17 protein-coding genes, 1 other RNA gene and 1 pseudogene are annotated in these 17,504 nt (G+C 66.5%); 8 read left to right on the plus strand and 11 right to left on the minus strand.

What is annotated here, in order from left to right:
- Positions 1–44 precede the first annotated feature (44 nt).
- From F618_RS0103120 to F618_RS15310, 5 genes are all read right to left on the minus strand, one after another.
- The gene (locus F618_RS0103120) at positions 45–1,871 is read right to left on the minus strand and encodes a putative nucleotidyltransferase substrate binding domain-containing protein (protein WP_019567732.1); all 1,827 of its coding nucleotides are present in this window, start codon (positions 1,869–1,871) and stop codon (positions 45–47) included.
- 195 nt (positions 1,872–2,066) lie between these two features.
- Complete coding sequence (locus F618_RS0103125) at positions 2,067–3,836, minus strand: sodium:solute symporter family protein (RefSeq protein ID WP_018169356.1); 1,770 nt, start codon at positions 3,834–3,836, stop codon at positions 2,067–2,069.
- A 7-nt stretch (positions 3,837–3,843) separates the two neighbouring features.
- The gene (locus F618_RS0103130) at positions 3,844–4,107 is read right to left on the minus strand and encodes a DUF4212 domain-containing protein (RefSeq protein WP_018948713.1); all 264 of its coding nucleotides are present in this window, start codon (positions 4,105–4,107) and stop codon (positions 3,844–3,846) included.
- Positions 4,108–4,150: 43 nt separating this feature from the next.
- Entirely contained in the window at positions 4,151–6,025 is a 1,875-nt protein-coding gene (locus F618_RS0103135; RefSeq protein ID WP_019567733.1) for a DUF294 nucleotidyltransferase-like domain-containing protein, read from the minus strand.
- A 225-nt stretch (positions 6,026–6,250) separates the two neighbouring features.
- On the minus strand, positions 6,251–6,415 hold the full coding sequence (locus F618_RS15310; protein ID WP_018146152.1) for a DUF1328 domain-containing protein: 165 nt from the start codon (positions 6,413–6,415) through the stop codon (positions 6,251–6,253).
- A gap of 306 nt (positions 6,416–6,721) precedes the next feature.
- Between F618_RS15310 and F618_RS0103145 the strand changes: the two genes are divergently transcribed.
- Entirely contained in the window at positions 6,722–7,009 is a 288-nt protein-coding gene (locus F618_RS0103145; protein WP_019567734.1) for a hypothetical protein, read from the plus strand.
- Positions 7,010–7,454: 445 nt separating this feature from the next.
- Here F618_RS0103145 and gorA read toward each other — a convergent pair whose 3' ends face one another.
- On the minus strand, positions 7,455–8,849 hold the full coding sequence (gorA, locus tag F618_RS0103150) for a glutathione-disulfide reductase (protein WP_019567735.1): 1,395 nt from the start codon (positions 8,847–8,849) through the stop codon (positions 7,455–7,457).
- A gap of 195 nt (positions 8,850–9,044) precedes the next feature.
- Positions 9,045–9,794 carry a glutathione peroxidase gene (locus F618_RS0103155; RefSeq protein WP_018169361.1) on the minus strand — a complete coding sequence of 250 codons (750 nt, stop codon included), beginning with the start codon at positions 9,792–9,794 and terminating at the stop codon, positions 9,045–9,047.
- Positions 9,795–10,058: 264 nt separating this feature from the next.
- On the opposite strand from F618_RS0103155, the gene ffs reads away from it, so the two are divergent.
- The 6 genes from ffs to F618_RS0103180 all read left to right on the plus strand — a co-directional run bounded on the left by ffs (position 10,059) and on the right by F618_RS0103180 (position 14,280).
- Positions 10,059–10,155: signal recognition particle sRNA small type (gene ffs / locus F618_RS15315), an RNA gene on the plus strand.
- 86 nt (positions 10,156–10,241) lie between these two features.
- The gene (gene dnaX / locus F618_RS0103160; protein WP_019567736.1) at positions 10,242–12,086 is read left to right on the plus strand and encodes a DNA polymerase III subunit gamma/tau; all 1,845 of its coding nucleotides are present in this window, start codon (positions 10,242–10,244) and stop codon (positions 12,084–12,086) included.
- Positions 12,087–12,137: 51 nt separating this feature from the next.
- Positions 12,138–12,464, plus strand: a complete 327-nt coding sequence (locus F618_RS0103165; protein ID WP_018146146.1) for a YbaB/EbfC family nucleoid-associated protein — start codon at positions 12,138–12,140, stop codon at positions 12,462–12,464.
- A 22-nt stretch (positions 12,465–12,486) separates the two neighbouring features.
- Positions 12,487–13,077 (plus strand): recombination mediator RecR, encoded by a 591-nt coding sequence (gene recR / locus F618_RS0103170; RefSeq protein ID WP_018146145.1) that lies wholly within the window; start codon positions 12,487–12,489, stop codon positions 13,075–13,077.
- A gap of 33 nt (positions 13,078–13,110) precedes the next feature.
- Positions 13,111–13,455, plus strand: a complete 345-nt coding sequence (locus F618_RS0103175; protein ID WP_018169363.1) for a histidine triad nucleotide-binding protein — start codon at positions 13,111–13,113, stop codon at positions 13,453–13,455.
- Between the two features lie 30 nt (positions 13,456–13,485).
- Positions 13,486–14,280 carry a hypothetical protein gene (locus tag F618_RS0103180; protein WP_019562727.1) on the plus strand — a complete coding sequence of 265 codons (795 nt, stop codon included), beginning with the start codon at positions 13,486–13,488 and terminating at the stop codon, positions 14,278–14,280.
- Between the two features lie 310 nt (positions 14,281–14,590).
- Here the strand turns inward: F618_RS0103180 and rsgA are convergent, their stop codons facing one another.
- From rsgA to F618_RS0103195, 3 genes are read right to left on the minus strand one after another with little or no spacing between them, the layout of a single operon-like run.
- Complete coding sequence (rsgA, locus tag F618_RS0103185) at positions 14,591–15,487, minus strand: ribosome small subunit-dependent GTPase A (protein ID WP_018938440.1); 897 nt, start codon at positions 15,485–15,487, stop codon at positions 14,591–14,593.
- Positions 15,488–15,514: 27 nt separating this feature from the next.
- Complete coding sequence (locus tag F618_RS0103190; RefSeq protein WP_018169366.1) at positions 15,515–15,850, minus strand: 4a-hydroxytetrahydrobiopterin dehydratase; 336 nt, start codon at positions 15,848–15,850, stop codon at positions 15,515–15,517.
- A complete protein-coding gene (locus tag F618_RS0103195; RefSeq protein WP_018169367.1) occupies positions 15,843–16,163 on the minus strand; it encodes a cytochrome c in 321 nt (106 codons plus the stop codon). Before F618_RS0103195 ends, F618_RS0103190 begins: the two co-directional genes overlap by 8 nt.
- Before the next feature lie 128 nt (positions 16,164–16,291).
- On the opposite strand from F618_RS0103195, the gene orn reads away from it, so the two are divergent.
- On the plus strand, positions 16,292–16,855 hold the full coding sequence (gene orn / locus F618_RS0103200; protein ID WP_018169368.1) for an oligoribonuclease: 564 nt from the start codon (positions 16,292–16,294) through the stop codon (positions 16,853–16,855).
- A 314-nt stretch (positions 16,856–17,169) separates the two neighbouring features.
- Here orn and F618_RS16560 read toward each other — a convergent pair.
- Positions 17,170–17,375, minus strand: a pseudogene (locus F618_RS16560) (hypothetical protein).
- Between the last annotated feature and the right edge of the window lie 129 nt (positions 17,376–17,504).

Raw genomic sequence — 17,504 nt, forward strand, 5'->3', positions numbered from 1 at the left:
GCCAGGCGGGCGGAGCCATGCGGCAGCGTGCAGAGGGCAGACCATCAGAGGGCCGTCTTGCGGGCGTCGTTCACCAGGCGGAAGGCGGTCTTCAGGTGACTGCGCTCCAGGGTGGACAGTCCGGCCGGGTCCAGCGCGTTGTCCGGGGGCTGGCCGTTGCGGATCTGGCGAGCCTGATGACGGGCGCGCAGGTTAGCGATGTACAGCCAGGCATCGGCCAGGTTGTCGGCCGTGCTCTCGTTGATAACCCCCGCCCGGGCCGCGGCGCTCAGGCGTTCCACCGTGCTGCGTGCCGCGCTGCCGGCGTGCAGGGCAAAGACCCGCGCCATGGCGACGATCGGCAGCAGCCCACGCATTTTCAGGTCGAGGGTGTCGGCGTGTGCGCCGCTGTCTTCCAGCACGAACTGGCGGAAGAAGCCGAGCGGCGGGGGCAGGTTGCGCGCCTGGTCGGCCAGGGTGCTCAGCAGGGCCTCGTGGCGCGCACCAATCTCCAATGCCTGTTGGCGCAATGGTTCGAACAGTTCGGCCGCACCGTGGATCACGCGCATGTCGAGGTAGTGGGTGGCCAGCATCGCATCGCGTGGGGCCGGGTGGTGCAGCACGCGTTCCATCTCGCGCGCCCAGGCAGCCGCGGGTCGGCGCCAGTCGGGATGGGTGGGATCGACATCGCCGGGGCAGGCGCGGATGCCGCAGGCGTCGAGGCCGGCGGTTACCCCGCGGGCAAGCTCCGCGAACCAGACGTCGACGTCCGGCGAGGCGTCATCGGCAATGATGAGAGCGGTGTCCTGGTCAGTGAACACGGTCTGCTCGTGGCGGCCCTGGCTGCCGCTCGCAAGCCAGGCAAAGGCGCAGGGGGCCGGGCCGCGGTCGCGTTCGTCCAGCTCGATCAGGCGCTGGGTGAGTGTGTCGATCACCGTGGTAACAGTCTGGGTGAGTTGGGCGGCGTCGGCGCCGGCCTCCACCAGTTGCACCTGCAACTGGGGCAGGGCCTGCATTACGCCCTGCAGGCCGGCAAGGTCGTCGGCACGGCGCAGGTCGCGCACCAGGTAGATGGCGCTGGTGCCCTGGTGGCGGATCAGGTCGGTGCTGGAGAGGATGCCGGCCAGGGTCCCGTCGGCCTCGTGGACGACCGGGAGGTGGTGGATGTCGTGGCGCGCCATGCGCAGCAGGGCCTCGAAGGCGGGGGTGCCGCGCTCAACCGTGGTCAGCGGGCTGGCCATGGATTCGGCAACGGGCTGGCCGGGGTCCACGCCGTTGGCGACCGCACGGCGCAGGTCGGTGTCGGTGAGGATGCCGTAGGGTTCGCCCGGGCGCTCGGGCGTGTGCAGCAGCAGCGCGGAAATGTCGCCGCGGTCCATCAGGCGCGCGGCCTCGCGCAGGCTGAGCGTGCTGACCGCCAGTATCGGGTCGCAGGTCATCAGGGCGCGCACTGGCGTGGTTAGCAGGCTGCGGTCCCCGTGCCCGCCCTGTGCTGTGCGGTCGGTGGCCAGTGGGCGCGGGGCGTCGGCGTCGAGGAACTGGGCGATGGCGTCGTCGCGCGCGGCCAGCTCAAGGGCGCGATCCAGCGGCAGGTGGTAGACCAGGGCGTCCTCGGTGACCGGGCCCAGCGGGTGCGCCGGGGTGTTGGGGATGTGCACCAGATCGCCCTCGCCCAGGCGGTCGTGCAGGGTGTCCTGCGCATCGCGGATCTCCAGCGTGCCGGTGCGCACGATCCACAGGCCGGGTTCGGCGTCCGGGGGAAAGCTGGTGCCCTCACGCAGGTAGCGCAGAGTGAGCTGGCGCAGAAAGGCATCCCGGCTGGCCTTTGGCAGGGGGGCCAGATCGGGGCAGTGGTCGAGAAACTCGCGGATCTCTTCGAGTTCGCCGTTCATGCGTGGGTCCGTGTGGGGTGGGGCAACCGGCAATCGACCGGGGTGGGGTCGATTGCCGGTTGGCCCGCAGACACTGTGCCAGATAAAAGGGGCCGACCCGGTGCACCCGAGCCGACCCCGTCTTTTCTCCTGTCGAATGACCATCCAGTCATGGTGGCAGGGGTCCCGCCATGTTGGTCATGGCGGGACCGTCCATCAGCCTTCGGTACGCGGTACGCGCACGCTTTCCACCAGATCCTGGATGTCCTTCGGCGGCTCCTTGGTCAGCTTCATCACGATGTAGGCGGTGACGAAGTTGAAGACCGCGCCGATGGCGCCGAAGCCGGTCGGGTTCACGCCCAGCAGCCAGCCGTCCGGGTTGTCCGGGAGCATGGCGGTGCCGGAGAAGAAGAACCAGCCCTTGTACGTGAAGATGTACAGAAGGGTGGTCAGCAGCCCCACCAGCATGCCGGCGATCGCGCCTTCCTTGTTCATCTTCTTCATGAAGATGCCCATCATCAGGGTCGGGAACAGCGAGGCCGCGGCGAGACCGAAGGCCAGTGCCACCACCTCGGCCGCGAAGCCGGGTGGATTCAGCCCCAGATAACCGGCGAACAGGATGGCGACACCCATGGCGATACGTCCGGCCATGAGCTCTCTCTTCTCGCTGATCCTTGGCATGAACACGCCCTTCAGCAAGTCATGCGAGATGGCCGACGCAATGGCCAGCAGCAGTCCCGCTGCGGTCGACAGTGCGGCGGCAATACCGCCCGCTGCGACCAGTGCGATGACCCAGCCCGGAAGCCCGGCGATCTCGGGGTTGGCCAGCACCATGATGTCGCGGTCGAGGGTGACGATCTCGGAACCTTCCCAGCCGTATTCCTCTTCGGCGAAAGCCGCGAACTCTTCGTTGCCGTCGTTGTAGTACTGGATCACGCCGTCGTCGTTCTTGTCCTCGAAGGCGAGCAGGCCGGTCTGTTCCCAGCGCTCCATCCACGCCGGCCGGTCCGCATGGGCCAGATGCCCCTCTTCGGTGCCGATCTCGCCCGGGTGGACGGTGTTCACCAGGTTCCAGATGGCCATCGCGCCGACTGCCGGGGCGGTGGTGTAGAGGATGCCGATGAACACCAGCGCCCAGCCGGCGGACTTGCGGGCATCACGCACGCGCGGAACGGTGAAGAAGCGGATGATCACGTGCGGCAGGCCCGCGGTACCGATCATCAGCGCCAGCGTCAGCAGGAACATGTTGAGCATGCTCATGCCGCCCACTTCGGTGTAGGCGTGGAAGCCCAGATCGACCATGGTCTGGTCCAGCGCCTCCAGCAGGTAGGTATCCGTCCCCTGCAGGGTGGAGCCCAGTCCCAGCTGCGGGACCGGATTGCCGGTCAGGGTGATGGCAATGAAGATCGCCGGCACCGTGTAGGCAAAGATCATGATCACGTACTGCGCGATCTGGGTGTAGGTGATGCCTTTCATCCCGCCGAGCACGGCGTAGATGAACACCACGGTCATGCCGGCGATCAGGCCGGTGGCCAGTGGCACTTCCAGGATGTTGGAGAAGGCGATCCCGACCCCGCGCATCTGCCCGATCACGTAGGTCACGGACATCACGATCAGGGAGATTACCGCGATAATGCGCGCGGTCTTCGAGTAGAAGCGGTCACCGATGAATTCCGGCACCGTGAACTTCCCGAACTTGCGCAGGTACGGGGCCAGCAGCAGTGCCATCAGCACGTAGCCGCCGGTCCAGCCCATCAGGTACGCACCCCCGGTGAAGCCGAGGAACGCGATCAGGCCGGCCATGGAGATGAACGACGCGGCGGACATCCAGTCCGCGGCCGTGGCCATGCCGTTGGCGATCGGGTTAATGCCGCGCCCGGCGACGTAGAACTCGCTGGTCGAACCGGCGCGCGCCCAGATGGCAATGCCGATGTACAGGGCGAAGGTCGCCCCGACCACGAGCAGGCTTAGAGTCTGTTGATCCATGACAGGCTTACTCCTCGTGGACGTTGAACTTGCGATCCAGGACGTTCATGCGCCAGGCATAAACAAAGATCAGGATGATGAAGGTGTAGATCGAGCCCTGTTGCGCGAACCAGAAGCCCAGCGGATAGCCCCCCAGCTGGATCGCGTTCAGCGGCTGGGAGACCAGAATGCCCAGCACGAACGACACCAGGAACCAGATTGCCAGGCAGATACCCAGCAGACGCAGATGCGCCCGCCAGTAGGCCTGCCGGCTCAGGTCTTCTTGTGACATGACGATGCTCCTCTCGTAAGGTTTTGTTGTTTGCCGTGTTCCATCACAGCTGGTATTGCACCTCAAGCTGTCCCTGCAGCTTGCGGGCCTGCCGGAAACTCTCCTTGAGCACCCGTCCCTCCAGGGCACCCAGCTCTTCCGGCCGGATTCGGTTGTCGTCGTCGCGTCCCTCGCGCAGCGCCTTTTGCTGGGCGCGCAGGCGCAGCATCTGCAGGTAGCGCAGTGCGGCGTGGTAGTCCTGGGCATCGGCGGCGCGCATTACGTCGGCTGCAACGGCCTGGTCCAGACGTTCGTGGGTGCGTGTGGCCGGCAACTCGGCCGCCAGCGCGATCACCCGTGCGCCGTCGACGAAGGGCGTGAGCCCCTGTTTCTTGATATCGATCCCGTTGGACCCGCTCTTGATCTCGCCGAACAGACCCAGCGGTGGGCGGAACATCTGCTGGTTGGCGGCCATCTGGCGGCGGAAGCGGCTGTTGAAGGCGGTCTTCTGCAGCAGGCGGGTGCGCAGCGCCTCGACGGGTCCGGCATCGCCGTCCACGGCGCGCAGATCGAAGAAGATGCTGCTCTTGAGCAGGTGCTCCGGCGTGCCCTGCTCGATCCAGCGGGTGAAACGCTGATCCCACTCCGGGCCGCTCAGGCAGCACTCCGGGTTGCCGGCCATGATGTTGCCGGGGCACAGCATGAACCCGCACTCGGCCAGCGCCTGGTTCACGTCCTTCGCGTACGGCAGCAGGCGCTCGCGGACCGCGTCCGCGTCGCTGGCCGCGGCGTCGAACAGGATGCCGTTGTCCTGGTCCGTGACCAGGGCCTGCTCCTCGCGCGCCTGGGAGCCGAACGCCAGCCAAGTGAAGTCGATGCCCTCGATGGCCTCGTGCTGCGGCCGTAACAGGGCCAGCACCCGGCGGGTGGCGTGTTCGTTGAGACGCGTGATCAGGCGCAGGACCTGATCGGCCTCCGCGCCCTGGCCGGCCACGGCCTCGATCAGGCGTGGCACCTGGCGCAGGCGCTCGGCGACGGCGGTGACAGAGTCGGCGCGGCGGATCGCGCGCACCAGACCGTCCAGGGTCAGCGGCTGACTGGTCAGCAGGTCGCGCTCGCCCAGCACGCCGACCAGGCGGCCGTCGCGCACCACACACAGGTGGGTCATCCCGTGCTCGGTCATCGCCTCAATACCCTCGAAGCCCGGGGTGCTCTCCTCCAGCGCCACCGGGTCGGGGGTCATCACGGCCGCGACCGGGGTGTCGAGGTCGACATCCGCCAGCGCCACGCGCGAGAGCAGGTCATGCAGGGTGAAGATGCCCACCGGCCGCTGGTTGTCGTCGACCGCGACGATGGAGCCGACCCGTTCGTCGCGCATGGTGGTCAGGACCTCGCGCAGCCGGGTGTCCGGGCGGCAGGTAACCGGGCTGCGCGCCAGGCGCAGGACCAGCGGCGTGTTGAGTTGTCCGGCGCCACCGTCGCGGGCGGACAGGGTGTCCAGGCCCTGCTGCAGGCGGTCCAGCAGGTTGGCCAGGCGGCGCGTGCAGAAGTCGTTAAAGACCCGCGAACGGGCGCGCAGGCGGTCGAAGTCCTCCAGGCTCAGTTCCAGGCAGACGGTGTCCTCGGCTGCGCGATGCACGGTATGTACCGCGCGGCGGCCGAGGAGGGCGCCGATCGGGAAGCATTCGCCGGGGATCAGCTCCCAGGCCTTGCCGGAGAGCTGTTCGTCCTCGCTGGGGGTCTCGCCGCGGATGCGGCCCTGGCGGATGATGTGGAAACGCTGGGCCGGACCGGCCTCGGGGTCGGTGATGCGCGCGCCACGCGCGTAGAAGCGGCTCTCCAGGCGGGGCAGCAGGAACTCCAGCGCATCCGTCTCGAGCTGGTCGAACGGGGCGTGGGCGCCGAGGAACTCCCGGGTGCTGTCGAGCGCGTCGGACATGGCGGTAGCGGCATCCCCAAAGTGATGGTGTTCACGTCTCGGGGGTCTACTGCAAGTTGCACGCCAATTCTTTGGCCCCCGCGAATCAGCAGGTTGTGGCCAAGCGGTCTGTTCCGTGCGTTACGTTGCGTAACGTGCGTGTTTCTTCTCGTTACACCGGCCCGCGGCGTAACGGGGGCGAATGCCGACCTGTTCGCATTCGCCCCGGTCGTCAGCAAGCCTTCGTTACACCGGGGGGCGCCTCCCGGTGACGAAGAACACCACCGCCAGGATCAGGCCCACGACAAACAGGATCCAGGCGATTTGCGTGGCGGCCCCGGCAATCCCGCTCAGCCCCAGCGCGCCCGCGACGATCGCAACGATCAGAAATAGCAATGCCCATCCCAGCATGATGTCACTCCTTGCAAATCTATTGAATGATCAAGTGTAGGCCGGATTTCGTGTTCTGGGTCTATGCTTTGATTGTGCTTGGCGAACTCGTTCTCAGTTCTGGAATGCAATTCGAGACTGGATCGCCTGGGGAGGGACAAACTGAGCGTGCTGATCGACGCGTTTTAACCCCTTCAGGATAACGTCCGGGTGGTGGCAAGAGTGGCGATTCAATTCGCATGTTCGATAGGTAGTGCATTGGGGTTTTGCGGGCCGAGTGCCGAGTGTCCGAGACAATCCATGGAGAAACGCGAGATGACTGGCGCAATGCGAAAAACCCACAGGACCCGTAAGGGTGGGATCGGTTTCGCGGGCTTTCCGCTGTACCGGATGGCCCTGTTGCTGGTGGCTGCAGGGCTGCTGGCCGCGTGTTCCGACCCGGGTCCGGCGGAGGAGGCCGGCGAGGCGGTCGACGAGACCGTCGAAGATGTGGAGAACGACCTGCGTGGCTGGGTTGAGGACCTGCGCGAGGACGAGCCGCAAGACGGCGGACGCAGTCCCCAGGGGTATGACGACGCGTTCGACGAGGAGGGTCCGGCGCGCGACATGGATTGATCAAGTGCGCCATGTGCCTGAGCCGTTTCGGCAAGGCATTCGTTCAATCGGACACCGCGATCAGGAAACAAAAGGCTGGTGGGTGGGTTGCCATGAGCGGATGGCGGCTCGCCCATCAGCCTTTTTCGGTTCCGCGGGTGCGCGCGGGTTCCAAGTGATCGAACATGAACCACGCATGTTTCTTTTCTGATCCCGGGTGTTTCGGGAGAATCGCGGGCGTCTTCAGGGTAGTCAGTAAATTTTACATTCTGATTCGTTCCGAATAAGAACGCCGTGCCTTCGATAGCGTCTCCCAAGGGCGACGCGTTCACTGCATCGGTCGGCTAGCGATCCTGGTCACACGGGCCTGAACAAGCGGGCACAGAGGGCCCGCGAGGAAAGCTGGTGAAGCCGCCCCGGTGGAGTTCCCCGGGGCGGTTTTTGCGTGGTGCGGGCGCGGCGCCCCTCAGGCGGCCTTGGCGATGCCTTCCTGGCGGCCCGGGCGGCCTTCCTTCAGGGTGACCAGTTCCTCGGCGCTGGTCGGGTGCAGCGGGATTGTCAGGTCCAGATCGCGCTTGGTCGCGCCCATGCGCACGGCCACCGCGAAACCCTGCAGCATCTCGTCGACATTGGCGCCGATCATGTGGATGCCCACCACCTTTTCGTCGTCCCCGACGCAGACCAGCTTCATCGCCACCGGCGGCACCTCGCCCTCGGCGAAGGCGCGGTTCAGGCCGCCGAACTGCGTCTCGTAGATACGCACCTTGTCTCCGTGCTTCTCCACTGCCTGCGGCTCGGTGAGGCCGACCATGCCCGCGGTCGGGTGCGTAAAGGTGACCGTGGGGATCTGGTCGTAGTCCACCGGCACGGGATTCGTCTCCGGGGCATACCAGTGCGCGGCCAGGCGGCGACCGGCGGCGATGGCCACGGGGGTCAGCGGCCCCTTGCCGATGATATCGCCCAGGGCGTAGATGCCCTCGACGTTGGTCGCCTGCCACTCGTCTACCGGGATGGTGCCGCCGCGGGCGATCTCGACGCCGACCTCTTCCAGACCCATGTCCTGGGTGGCCGGCTTGCGGCCGACGGCCCACAGCACCTTCTCGTACGGGCCCAGTTCCTTGCCGCCTTCCAGTTTGACGGTGACCGCGCCGGGCTTGCCGCCCAGACCCGCGGCCTTCATGCCCAGATGGCGGCCGATGCCCTGGTGCTCCATGTGCTGGTCCAGCGTCTGCGAGATCATCGGGTCGGCGATCTCCAGCACGCGGTCCTCCATGGCGACCACGTCGGTCTTCACACCCATGGAGCGCAGCATGCCGGCCATTTCCAGTCCGATGTAGCCTCCGCCGATTACGGCGATGGATTCCGGCAGCTCGGTCCACTCGAAGAAGTCGTCGGAGGTGGCACCCAGCTCGGCGCCCTCGAGCGGCGGTACCAGCGGGGCGCCACCCATGGCCAACACGATGCGCTCGGCGGTGTACTCGGTGCCGCTCTCGCTGACCACCTTGTTCGTGTCGGCCAGGCGGGCCCGTTCCGGGATGTGGGTCACGCCCAGCTTCTCCACGTGCCCGGACCAGAAGTTGTTCAGGTCCTTCAGCATTGCCTGGCGTTTGTTCGCCAGGTCGGCATAGCGGATGCCCTTGATCTCGACGTCCACACCGAACTCGCCGGCCTCACGGGCGTGCGACAGGTGCTCCGCGGCGTACCAGGTGAGCTTTTTCGGGACGCAGCCCTCGTTCACGCAGGTGCCGCCCAGGGGCTTGGGATCGAACACGGCGACGCGGGCGCCGTGCGGGGCGGCACGTTCCGCAACGGCCAGGCCGCCGCTGCCGCCGCCGATCACGATGATGTCGTAGTGTTCCATGTCGGTTCCTCGAAGGATTCGGTCAACGTTGGGTTTAGTCGAAGTTTCGCATAACGACCGCCGTCGTTACGGTCGTCAGGGTTTGCCATCCGTGTCCGGACGTCCGGATTCGACGTCCGGACACGGATGGCCACCTGTGGGAGCAGATGGCCATCCGGGGCGGGCCATGGACCCGCCCCGGGTGGTGGTGACGAGTTACGCCGCCTTTTTCTCGCGGGAGATCCACTCCTGCAGATCTTCCGCGCCGCCGATGCGGTGCCCGCCGACGAACACCTGCGGCACGGTCATCGCACCGGTAGCCGCCCGCAGGCTGCGCAGGCTGGCGTCGCGACCCAGCACGATCTCCTCGTAGTCGAGACCGGCGTTCTCCAGCATCTCCTTGGCGCTGGCGCAGTACGGGCAGCCCGGCTTGGTGAAGACCACGACGTCTTCGGGGCAGGCTGCGTCCGGGGCGACGTGGGCGAGCATCGTGTCGGCGTCGGAGACGACGAAGGGGTCGCCCGGCTCGTCCGGCTCGATGAACTGCTTCTCGATCACGCCGTCGCGCACCAGCATGGAGTAGCGCCAGGAGCGGTGACCAAAGCCAAGGTCGCTCTTGTCGACCAGCATGCCCATCTGTTCGGTGAATTCGCCGTTACCGTCGGCGATGAAAGTCACCCGGTCGGCCTGCTGATCGGCCTGCCAGGCTTCCATCACGAAGCCGTCATTGACCGAGATGCAGACGATCTCGTCGATGCCGTGCTGCTTGAGAACCGGTGCCAGCTCGTTGTAACGCGGCACGTGGGCGGACGAGCAGGTCGGGGTGAATGCGCCCGGCAGGGCGAACACGACCACGTTGCGACCCTTGAACAGGTCTTCGCTGCGGACGTCATTCCAGTCGTTGTCCTTGCGGCAGCGGAAGGTGACTTCCGGGACGCGCTGACCTTCGCGATTTTCGAGTTCCATGTTTCGTACTCCTGTTTGGGTGTTAATTGCAGTAGACCAGAAAGAAAATTTGGGTTCGGTCGAGGCGATGCCCGACTGCGAGACTCAAGATAAGGGCTGGCCTCTCATTGATCCAGTTTTCGTTCTCTATACGGTTGTTAGTTTCGGGCTATCGTCAGTTCCGGCCCTTGGTGGCGTCTCAAGGTTGACGCGTCCGCCGGAAATGCGGAAGCTTGCCGCCCGGATTCGGAAAGCCCGAATCGCGGTCCGCGTTATGGTGGTCCGTATCAGTCCCCTCGCGACGACAGGTTGTGAACCCCGCCAGGCCCGGAAGGGAGCAACGGTAGCAGCTGCGTCGGGCGCCGGGGTGTGGCGGGTGCGGGCCACCACCCTTTTCCTTGCGGCCCAGATTCCTGCGGTGATTGCCCCGCACCCGGGCACGCAACAGACTCCACTGACGGGGGAGGCATGAGTCACCAGGTTCTGGCCCGCAAGTGGCGCCCCTCGCGCTTCGAGGACCTGGTCGGGCAGCCGCATGTGGTGCGCGCCCTGGCCAATGCCCTGAGCGGCGAACGCCTGCACCACGCCTACCTGTTTGCCGGTACCCGCGGGGTGGGCAAGACCTCCATTGCCCGGATTCTTGCGCGCTGTCTCAATTGCGAGACCGGCGTTACGGCCACGCCCTGCGGCGAGTGCCGTTCCTGCGTGGAGATCGCCGAGGGTCGTCACCTCGACTTGATCGAAGTGGATGCCGCCTCGCGCACCCGGGTGGACGATACCCGCGAGCTGCTGGACAACGTCTCCTATGCCCCGACCACCGGGCGCTTCAAGGTGTACCTGATCGACGAGGTACACATGCTCTCCGAGAAGAGCTTCAACGCCCTGTTGAAGACCCTGGAGGAGCCGCCGGAACACGTGAAGTTCCTGCTGGCGACGACCGATCCGCAGAAGCTGCCGGTCACCGTGCTGTCGCGCTGCCTGCAGTTCAACCTGAAACCGATGCCGCCGGCGATGATCGCCGAGCACCTGACCCGGATCCTGGCCGCCGAAGGCGTCGAGGCGGAGCCGGGTGCCCTGCTGCGTCTGGGCGAGGCGGCCGAGGGCTCGATGCGCGATGCCCTGAGTCTGACCGACCAGGCGATTGCCTATGGCGGCGACCGCCTGAGCGAATCGGACGCCTGCGACATGCTTGGATTGCTCCCGCGCACGCGACTGGCCGCGCTGCTGGATGCGGTGTTTGCCGGGGACGGCCCGGCCCTGCTGGCGGGGCTGGCGGAGCTGGAGACGCTGGGACCCGACTGGTCGCGCCTGCTGGACGAGCTCGCCGCGCTGGTGCACCAAGTGGCGGTGCAGCAGGTGGCCGGTGCCACACCGGCGGCGGGCGAGGAGGCGCTGGTCTGGGCACACGAGGCCGCCGGCCGGGTCGACCCGGAAACGATTCAGCTGACCTATCAGATCCTGATTCACGGGGTGCGTGATCTGCCCTACGCGCCGGACGCGCGCATGGGCGTGGAGATGACCCTGCTGCGCCTGCTGGCCTTTCGCCCGGAGCCAGCCCCGGGGTCTGGGGAGGGCGAGGGCCAGGCCGAACGCCGGCCGGCCACGGTGCGCGGGGAAGTGTCTGCGCCGCGCGCCGCGCCCTCCCGTAATGCGGCACCCGCGGTGCAACCCGCTGCAGTCGAACCGGCCGTGCCGACATCGGCCGCGCAGGCGGCCTCGCGCAGCGGTGAAAACTCGCCGCCGCCCCGCGAGCGGGTGAGCGAGCCGCCACCTCCGCGGGAGGCACCCACACCGCCGGTGCACGCCGATGCGCCCACGCACCGCGAGTCGTCGCCGCGACAGGCCACGCCGGCGGCATCTTCGACGGCGGAACCGGTGGCACCTGCCGTGGCCGCAGACGGGATGTTCGACTGGCACCGTTTTGCCGAGGGTCTGCCCATGGGGACGGTGCGCGAACTCGCCCTGCACGCGGAGCTGCGCAAGCATGATCAGGAGTGCGTGGTGATTGCGGTGGCTCCGGGTACGTTGTGTACCGACCGGGCCAGGACCCGCCTGAAGGAAGCGCTGGAGAAGACGCTGGGGCACTCCCTGCGCCTGGAGATTGTCAACCAGTCCGAACCGTCGGAGACGACACCCGCGGCGCGGCTTGCGGCGGCCTCGGCGGAGCGTCAGGCTAGCGCCGAGACGACCATGCGCGAGGACCCGGTGGTCCAGGCCCTGGGCCAGGAATTTGGCGCCGAACTGGGCGCGGTGCGCATTCGCGAAACCAACGAAGACAACTCCGCGGGCGACGCGTCGTCGGCCCCGCGCTAACCCGTCGAATACGGACAAACCCGCCTTTGTGCGGGGCAGGAGATCGAACCGATGATGAAAGGTGGCATGGGTGGCCTGATGAAGCAGGCCCAGAAGATGCAGGAAGACATGCAGAAGGTGCAGGCCGAGCTGGCCGAGATGGAGATCGAGGGCCAGGCCGGCGGCGGGCTGGTCAGCGTGGTGTTGACCGGCAAGTACGCCGCGCGCCGCGTGAAGATCGACCCCAGCCTGTTCGACGATGATCGCGACATGCTCGAAGACCTGGTGGCCGCCGCGATCAACGATGCGGTGCAGAAGGTCGAGTCCACCACGCAGGAGCGCATGGGCAGCCTGACCGAGGGCATGGGCCTGCCGGCCGGCATGAAGCTGCCGTTCTGAACCGGCGGAGCGGGCGCGCCTGATGGAAGCGGAACTGGACGAGCTGGTCCAGGCGCTGCGCTGCCTCCCCGGGGTCGGGGCGAAGTCTGCGCGGCGCATGGCGCTGCACTTGCTGGAGCGCGACCGTGAGGGCGCGCGGCGCCTGTCGCGGGCGGTGGACGAGGCCGTGGCGCGCATCGGGCATTGTTCGGTGTGCCGCACGCTGACCTCGGCCGAGACCTGTTCGCGCTGTGCGGACCCGGAGCGCGATTCGCGGGTCGTTTGCGTAGTAGAGAGCCCCGGGGACGTGCTGGCGATCGAGTCGGCCACGGATTTCGGCGGTCGCTTTCACGTTTTGCTGGGCCGGTTGTCGCCGCTGGACGGGATTGGCCCGGAGGAGCTGGGGCTCGACCGATTGGAGGCCCGCTTGCAGGCGGAGGGTGTGGAGGAGCTGATCCTGGCGACGAACACGTCGGTAGAGGGCGAGGTGACCGCGCATTACCTCGCGGAGATGGCCGCACGTCACGGGATTCGTACCACGCGTATCGCCCAGGGTATCCCCAGCGGCGGCGAGCTGGAGTACATCGATGCCGGCACCCTGGCGCATGCACTTTCGGGTCGGCGCGAATATTGATGCGTGGTAATATTTGGATACAGGAGTAGCGGCATGACGGATTGCGTGTTCTGCAAGATCGTGGCGGGCGAGATCCCGGCCCGGGTGGTGTTCGAGGACGACGCGGTGCTGGCCTTCGAGGATCTGAACCCGCAGGCGCCCGAGCATGTGCTGGTGATCCCGAAAACGCACATTGCCACGCTGAACGATTTGAGCGCTGCGGAGGCCCCGGTGATCGGGCAGATGGCCCGGGCCGCGGCGGAGATCGCACGCGATCGCGGATTTGCGGAGAACGGTTATCGAACCGTGATGAATTGCAACGACCACGGTGGGCAAACGGTCTACCATATACACATGCATGTCCTCGCTGGGCGTGCACTGAGCTGGCCCCCCGGCTAGCGACCAGGAACGACAACACGGATTGCTGGTGTGACGCGACAAGGATCGAACGGTGCAGCCCTGAAGCGGCCGCAGGCACAATGCCTGCGGCCGCTTCGTGCGCGCGCGTGGCGCTCGGGCTGGTTCGTGGTTTCGCTGGTGGTTGCGGGGCTCGCACTGGGCACGGGCGCTGCCAGCGCCGCCGACCGTTACTCGCTGGTTGCGCCACCCCAGACCCAGGGGATCGGTGGGGCGGGGGTGACGTTGCGCGACGAGCCGGAAACGGGTCGCGACACCGAATCGCGCTACCGCCTGTCGGTGCGCAGTACCGGCGATGCCTCGGCCCTGGACGAGGCCGACAATGCCTTTGGCGGGACACGCCTGTTCGAGGCGGTGGGTGGCTATCACCAGGAACTGGGTGGGGGCTTCGGCTACGGCCTGAATCTTGGGGTGGGCATGGAGACGCGTCCGGACTGGAACGAACTCGGGCCGTCCGGTGAGTCCACCGCGTACTTCACCGATTTCAGCTTCGGGCCGACCTTCGCCTCCGGGCGTTTCGACAGCCAGTTTCGGGTGGGCGTGCGCCAGCCGCTGTCCAGCGAGGATCGGGATCTGGGCTTCGGCTACGGTGATCGCAGTCGCGAGACGGGCCGCACCGCCGGTTACCTGAGCCTGGATGGCCGCCTGCGTCTGCAGAACCAGTCCGAGCTGTCCCTGAGCCTGTACTACGACGACTATTCGCTGAACTCCGCGGATAACTGGCTGGCTGATCGCCTCGAGTTTGAAGGCGTGAGCCGCGAGCCGGCCTCCTCGGTCATCGGCGTCGAGCTGGGCCTGACCTTCTGATCCCGGCCCCTCGCCGCGACACCTGCCACACGTTCCGCCGCAACTCTCACTGCACGCCACCGTGCGGCCTCCCCGAACTCGTCTGGCGCAACCACGACGTACACGAAGGCACGAAGAAGGGCCGGAAAAGCGATTCACAGGGCATTGGGAGGTTGGGAGAAATCCCGGCTGGAATTCGCTGACTCGCACGGATCGTCCCGGGGCGCCACCGAACACGCGCATTTCCAATGCCTTTCTTCGTCCAGGCTTCCCCTTCCCGTTAATCGCTTGGTAACCCTGGGTGTTCTTCGTGCGCTTCGTCGAGGAAAAGTTACCCGCGCGCGCGGTTCTGGGCGGGGATCTCGGCGGCGAGGGCGTGCCAGGCCTGCAGGCGTGCGGCGGGGAGTTCGCCGGCCTCGATCGCGGCCAGTACCGCACAACCGGGCTCGCTCTGGTGGCGGCAGTCACGGAAGCGGCATTGATCACCGCGCTCAGCGATGTCCGGGAAGCCGCGCTCCAGGGTGTCCAGGGACGGGATTTCGGGCGTGAAATCGCGCACGCCGGGCGAGTCAATCCAGGCGCCGCCGTTGGCCAGTGGAAACCACTGGGCTGTGACCGTGGTGTGGCGTCCCTCGCCGGAGGCGGCCAGGTCGCCAGTGGTTGGCGCGATCGCGTCGACGATCCCGTACTGCTCGAGCAGCGCGGCGACCAGCGAGGACTTTCCGACACCGGACTGCCCGACCAGGATGTTGGTCTGGCCGGCCGCAGCCGCCGCCAGGTCGTCCAGTCCGAACCCGCTTTTGGCGCTGACGAATAGCGGATCCAGGTCCAGCTGGCGGTAGGCGTCCAGCCATTCGGGCCGGGCCGCGGGCCCCTCGTCCTGCTTGTTGATCAGCAGGCGGGGGCGGGCGGGCAGGTTGAGGATTGCCACCAGAAAGCGGTCGATCAGGTTGCGCGAGGGTGCCGGTTCCGGCGCGATCACAATCCACACGCAGTCGATATTGGCCGCGATGACCTTGCGCCGGCCGAAGCCGTCGCGGCGCACGAGCACGTTGTTGCGATCCAGCTGGCGGGCCACCTCGTCGCCGGTGGCATCCAGCTCGACCAGGTCGCCGCAGGCGAGGTCGCGGAAGCGGCGGTGCAGGCGTAACCGACGCGGGGCCGCGTCGGGCCCCGCGATGTCGGCCATCTGGTTGTGGCGGGCGAAGACCCGGGCGATCTGCGTCAAGCTCGTACTCGGCCGTGGCGGGAAGGGTTAGTCGAACAGGGCATCGACGCGCGCGGCACAGATAAAGTCATTCTCGCTCAGCCCGCCGATGGCATGGGTCGAGAACTCCACCGCACAGCGGTTGAAGCCGACCGCCATGTCGGGGTGATGATCCTCGCCATGCGCGATCCAGGCGACGGCGTTCACGAACGCCATGGTCTCGTGGAAGTTCTTGAACTTGAAGCTGCGCTGGATACTCTTGCCGGTTTCGTCGATACCCCAGGCATCGTGCAGCTGTCCCAGGGCGCGCTGGGCATCGTCCCGTGGCATCGGGTTGGTAAAGCCTTCGCAGGACTGGCAGTGCTTGGTCTTCAGATCAGTCATCGAACTGGTAGTACTCCGCGTTGAGGTAGGCGACCACGGCATTGACCTCGTCGTCGAACCAGTTGGTGCCGAGATTCACGTTGCAGTTGTTAACCTGGGCCACCAGTTCGTCGTGCGAGCCGACCATGCGGTTTGATCGCGTGTAGAGGTCGGAGCCATCGCCTCCGACCATGTCGGCGTGACAGCTGATGCAGTTGTCGCTGTGCAGCTCCTGTCCCATGCGGATGTCATCCGCCAGCGCGATGTTCGCGCCGCCAAGGCTCAGGGCCAGCGCGGCAGTGCCGGCGGCAATACGTGCGTTGGTATGTCGCATTGTTCCCTCCTGATCACGGGGGTTGGAGTCCGGGGCCACAGGCCCCGCAACCATGATGATAGACTCCTGCGGCATATGAAAGGGCCGTGGTCGTCACACGACGGCCTCCCCGCGAAGGAGTACGCGACATGGCCGTGAATGCCGAAAACCTGATCTGGATCGATCTCGAGATGACCGGTCTGGAGCCGCAAACCGACCGGATCCTGGAGGTGGCGACCATCGTCACCGACAAGGACCTTAACATCCTGGCCGAAGGGCCAGTCATTGCCCTGTACCAGCCGGCCGAGGTGCTGGAGGGGATGGACGAATGGAACCAGCGCACCCATGGAACATCGGGGCTGATCGAACGGGTGCGCAACAGCTCGTCGGACACCCGCGATGCGGAGCAGGCGACCCTGGAGTTCCTGGCGCAGTATGTGCCGAAGGGGGCCTCGCCGATGTGTGGCAATTCCATCTGCCAGGACCGGCGCTTCATGGCGCGCCTGATGCCGGAGTTGGAGCAGTACTTCCACTACCGCAATCTGGATGTCTCCACCTTGAAGGAGCTGGCGCGGCGCTGGGCGCCGGACGTGATCGCGCAGTTGCGCAAGAACGCGTCGCACCAGGCCATGCAGGATATCCGCGATTCCATCGACGAACTGCGCCTGTACCGCGAACGCTTCATCCAGATGCCGCCGGCGTCGCAGAACTAGCCTCCCGTACTTCCAGGTCCCATGGTGCACTCGGCGTGTGTGCTGCGTGGCGCACAGGCCGGGCCCGGTTCTTCCTCGGGTGTTTACGGTGGGCTCTGTCCGCCGCCGACCCGGGAGGCTGGTCCCGGTTCATCCTCAGTGTTTACTTGCCTCTGGTCCGCCGCCTGCCAGGCGCTCTCTCGCGAGCGCACCGCGAGGCACTTTCTTGCTTGCCCAAGAAAGTACCCAAAGAAGGGCCCCCGGATTTTGCCCGGGAACCTTGCTCCAGGGCCCTCGGGCCTGCGGCGCTGAACTCGCTGCGCCTTCGGCTCCGCTCAGACATCCAGCGCCTTCTTCCGGCCCGAGGGCCCTTCCGCAAGGGGCTCCATACGGGAGGCGAAGGTCAAGACAGAAGGTGTTCCGTCCCCCGGACATAACAATAGGCAATGCCGTCCGAAGGCCCCGGCGCCCGCCGCGCGGGCGCGGCACGCAACGGCCAAAGGCCGAGCGTGCCGAAGATGCTCGAAGACCTAGCCATCATCCACTGGCAAGAACGCTGGGATAGTCCTTGTTTGGACCTGCCTCCCCGTTGTCGTCGCGCCGAGTGGAGAGGCTTTTCGCGGGATTCAAGGCGCTGGATGTCTGAGCGGAGCGCAGCGTAGCGAGTTCA

Origin of the sequence: Thioalkalivibrio sp. ALMg13-2 (assembly GCF_000381185.1) — a bacterium.
In the GTDB taxonomy this organism is placed as follows: Bacteria; Pseudomonadota; Gammaproteobacteria; order Ectothiorhodospirales; family Ectothiorhodospiraceae; genus Thioalkalivibrio; species Thioalkalivibrio versutus.

What these genes read in the sequence shown, in the direction of transcription:
- F618_RS0103175 (WP_018169363.1), top strand. Translation starts at nt 13,111, where the DNA reads ATGACGGATTGCGTGTTCTGCAAGATCGTGGCGGGCGAGATCCCGGCC.
- F618_RS0103155 (WP_018169361.1), bottom strand. Translation starts at nt 9,794, where the DNA reads ATGGAACTCGAAAATCGCGAAGGTCAGCGCGTCCCGGAAGTCACCTTC.
- F618_RS15310 (WP_018146152.1), bottom strand. Translation starts at nt 6,415, where the DNA reads ATGCTGGGATGGGCATTGCTATTTCTGATCGTTGCGATCGTCGCGGGC.
- F618_RS0103145 (WP_019567734.1), top strand. Translation starts at nt 6,722, where the DNA reads ATGCGAAAAACCCACAGGACCCGTAAGGGTGGGATCGGTTTCGCGGGC.
- orn (WP_018169368.1), top strand. Translation starts at nt 16,292, where the DNA reads ATGGCCGTGAATGCCGAAAACCTGATCTGGATCGATCTCGAGATGACC.
- F618_RS0103165 (WP_018146146.1), top strand. Translation starts at nt 12,138, where the DNA reads ATGATGAAAGGTGGCATGGGTGGCCTGATGAAGCAGGCCCAGAAGATG.
- F618_RS0103195 (WP_018169367.1), bottom strand. Translation starts at nt 16,163, where the DNA reads ATGCGACATACCAACGCACGTATTGCCGCCGGCACTGCCGCGCTGGCC.
- gorA (WP_019567735.1), bottom strand. Translation starts at nt 8,849, where the DNA reads ATGGAACACTACGACATCATCGTGATCGGCGGCGGCAGCGGCGGCCTG.
- F618_RS0103190 (WP_018169366.1), bottom strand. Translation starts at nt 15,850, where the DNA reads ATGACTGATCTGAAGACCAAGCACTGCCAGTCCTGCGAAGGCTTTACC.
- F618_RS0103125 (WP_018169356.1), bottom strand. Translation starts at nt 3,836, where the DNA reads ATGGATCAACAGACTCTAAGCCTGCTCGTGGTCGGGGCGACCTTCGCC.
- dnaX (WP_019567736.1), top strand. Translation starts at nt 10,242, where the DNA reads ATGAGTCACCAGGTTCTGGCCCGCAAGTGGCGCCCCTCGCGCTTCGAG.
- F618_RS0103135 (WP_019567733.1), bottom strand. Translation starts at nt 6,025, where the DNA reads ATGTCCGACGCGCTCGACAGCACCCGGGAGTTCCTCGGCGCCCACGCC.
- F618_RS0103120 (WP_019567732.1), bottom strand. Translation starts at nt 1,871, where the DNA reads ATGAACGGCGAACTCGAAGAGATCCGCGAGTTTCTCGACCACTGCCCC.
- recR (WP_018146145.1), top strand. Translation starts at nt 12,487, where the DNA reads ATGGAAGCGGAACTGGACGAGCTGGTCCAGGCGCTGCGCTGCCTCCCC.
- F618_RS0103130 (WP_018948713.1), bottom strand. Translation starts at nt 4,107, where the DNA reads ATGTCACAAGAAGACCTGAGCCGGCAGGCCTACTGGCGGGCGCATCTG.